This window comes from Paracoccus sp. Z118, assembly GCF_019061185.1.
Classification (GTDB): Bacteria; Pseudomonadota; Alphaproteobacteria; order Rhodobacterales; family Rhodobacteraceae; genus Paracoccus.
In genome coordinates this window covers 1-371 of sequence record NZ_JAHQZU010000146.1, presented here as the reverse complement: position 1 = coordinate 371, position 371 = coordinate 1, and the positions used below count along the sequence as shown (strand labels likewise).

Sequence of the window (371 nt, the reverse complement as noted above, 5' to 3'; positions counted from 1 at the left end):
CCGTCGCTGTGGAACAGGTTCAGGATGCCGCGCTGGCTGACCATCGCGTTGAAGTTCAGGTCCTGCTCCATGGTTTCCCACAGCTTCATGGAGAATTCGTAGAACGGCTCGTTTCCCGGCAGCAGGTAGTTGGAGCGGATGATCGTCGTGTTGCGGCCGATATTGCCGGACCCGAGCCAGCTTTTCTCCAGCAGGGCGATGCGCGCCCGCTTGAAGGTGGTGGCGAGGTAATAGGCCGTGGCGAGCCCGTGCCCGCCGCCGCCCACGACGACATAGTCATAGGCGGGCTGGGGATCGGGGTTGCGCCACAGGGGGCGCCAGCCGCGATGACCGCCCAGTGCCTCTTTCACGACGCGGTAAGCCGAATAGCG

At 64.2% G+C, this 371-nt stretch carries 1 protein-coding gene; it reads right to left on the bottom strand.

What is annotated here, in order from left to right:
• On the bottom strand, nucleotides 1–371 hold a 371-nt coding region (locus KTN05_RS17930; protein ID WP_217330708.1), incomplete at both ends, for an FAD-dependent oxidoreductase.